This window comes from Microbacterium sp. ACRRU (assembly GCF_022346945.1).
Taxonomy (GTDB): domain Bacteria; phylum Actinomycetota; class Actinomycetes; order Actinomycetales; family Microbacteriaceae; genus Microbacterium; species Microbacterium mcarthurae.
Window position 1 is genome coordinate 1 of sequence record NZ_JAKRNI010000063.1, and the last position, 2,262, is coordinate 2,262.

Consider the following 2,262-nt stretch of genomic DNA (forward strand, 5'->3'; position numbering starts at 1 on the left):
CCCCGAGGAAGCACACCCCAGCCGACCAAACCGTCCACCTCGGTCACAGTTCTGTTGTGTCCGGGCACCCCGAGGTAGTTGAGCACGCTTAGCCGCATCGAGGACTGTCCGGCGCCGCGTGCTTGGTCTATCGCCAGGTCGCACCGGGGGCAAACGTAGCCGTCGACCGACTCGGCCGCGCCCAACCCTCCGATGGTCACCGGGTCAGCGGAGGACTCCGCCCACACGCCGTTCCGGCGCGCCTCAGATGGCAAGACCTTGACCGCCGCGACACCGCACAAGAGGCACCCCGAGGGGAGCCCGTCGTCCGTCGGGCACAGGACTGGGCGCGGCTGCTCGCAGCGCTCTGCCGCAAGATCCACCCACGCTCGACGGAGAGCCGCCTTCTGCTCCGAGGTCAAGTGCGCCCATCGCTGGCCGCGGACCTGTGTCTTCGAGGCCTGGTGCGGGTGCACGCCCACCAGTTGATGCACCCAGCGGGCAACACCGCCGGGGACGGTCATTTGGCTCAACAACGCATGCACGTCAGCCGCCCGGTCTGTAAGACGGTCGATCAATCGCGGATCGGTGACTCCCAAGGCATCGAGCGCGTTGAGAGCGAGCTCCAACCGAGGCAGCGCGATTTCTGGAGAGCCGATGCTGGCACGAACGCTGGGATGCGCGCGCAGCAGGTCGCCTGCGGCCGTCCGAATCTGGGCGCAGAGGCCGCACCGGGCTACCGCAAACTCTGACTCCTCTCGGTAGCCGCCGCTGTTTCCGTTGCCCCAGGCAGACACCGCTTCGAGATCATCGGCCCCAAAGGGGCCCTCGACGCGGATGCCGCAGGACACGCACGGTGCCCAGGAGGGCTGGTCGGTGGTGGTCATGGTCTACTCCTTGCCGTTGAACACGAAATCGAGCACGCGGTCGATGGTGGCTTGGTCCGGCTCGTCGGCCGCACTGCGCGCCGGAGCCGGCCTGGTCGGGGCGGGCTTGACTGCGTTTGTAGGCGCGGGGCTACGACGCTTCGATGTGGATCCCTGACGCGCTGAGAGCACGGGGCGATCCACAGATCCCGCTGCCGAGCGGGTGGGCTTCGGACAAGCTTGGATCTGAGGTTCAGATGCCGGTACGACAGTCTCCGTCGGAACGAAGTGGGGCGCTGTGGCACGACGGTGCCACTCGGCAAGCTCAGTCTCGGCGTGCCCGACTGTGATGGACGTGGGCGGGTACCGGCGGGTCATTTGGTTGCTCCGTCCAGTTGGGGCATCTGACCGCCGACGTGAATGCGCGCGGCAGCCTCGATTCGTTCCTGAGTGCGTGTGTGAACGACCGACTCGTGACCGTGCGCGGAGGATCGCGTGAGTGCTCGGCGCATGGCGGCCTCGTGTTCGAGACGGCTGGGGCCGATCATCGAGTGGCCGCCCGTCGCTTGATGCGTTCCGCACACACGCCGCGAGCGGTGCGGGTGCAGGGCTCCCCCACGTCGGCGCCGTGATTGGAGCACGCGATTGTCAGCACCGAGGGGACCATCACCGATCGTCGCAGACGATCGCGCACTACTTGAGGGGGCGGCTGTTCGTGGTTCCGACGGTCGGGTTCGGCATCCGAGGTGGCTCGGCTTTCGAGGGTGTTTCGGTCGTGGGATCGCGGGGACATGGCTTCGCCTCTAGTCTGGCGAGGCCCTACTGCCATCCGCGGTTGTAACCCGCAGATTCCTTTGCGCCCAGCGTACTATGGTACCCCCCGGGGGTATACGGTTGTATCACTACAAATTTCTGACCCGGAGGTCGAGATGACTGATCGTGGTTCGACAATCCAGACGATGACCGGCGCCACCATGTCGATGACGATGGGCGCGCGGTGGCAGCCCTCGCGAACCGCTCAGGCGACCCGCTCTCTCCGACTCGCTGAGCGGCTGCGGACTGAGGGCCGCCAGCACGAGTACCGCGCAGCGATCGCGGAGCACTTCGCCGCTTTCGCTCCCGCGCCTGCGTCCTGCCCGCTCCGCTGAGCGTCAGTGTCACCGTGTCACCGTGTCTATAGGAGTAGGACACCGGGACACGGTGACACTGTGACACTCAGCCTGGGATGACGGCGAGGAAGTACCGGCGCAATGTCGGAGGTGACCGCCATTATGAACGTATGTCAGATGAGCCACGCCTAGGGCGTGTTGATCAAGAAGGTGCGGGGTGGCCAGCCGCCGCGAGTTGCGCGGGAGAATGGGCGTGTGAAGATCCAGGTGCTGCATATCGAGGATTGCCCGAATTGGCAGGAGGCGGG

The 2,262-nt window shown here is 66.2% G+C and carries 2 protein-coding genes; one reads left to right on the forward strand and one right to left on the reverse strand.

Going from position 1 to position 2,262, the window contains the following annotated elements; translation table 11 throughout:
• The coding region (locus MHY30_RS14940) for a hypothetical protein (protein ID WP_239279195.1) at positions 1–866 on the reverse strand (866 nt) is incomplete at its 3' end.
• Between the two features lie 938 nt (positions 867–1,804).
• Here MHY30_RS14940 and MHY30_RS14945 point away from each other — a divergent pair.
• Positions 1,805–1,993 carry a hypothetical protein gene (locus MHY30_RS14945; protein ID WP_239279197.1) on the forward strand — a complete coding sequence of 63 codons (189 nt, stop codon included), beginning with the start codon at positions 1,805–1,807 and terminating at the stop codon, positions 1,991–1,993.
• Positions 1,994–2,262 lie beyond the last annotated feature (269 nt).

Excerpts from the sequence above, each read along its gene's own strand:
- MHY30_RS14945 (WP_239279197.1), top strand. The coding sequence starts at position 1,805 with ATGACCGGCGCCACCATGTCGATGACGATGGGCGCGCGGTGGCAGCCC.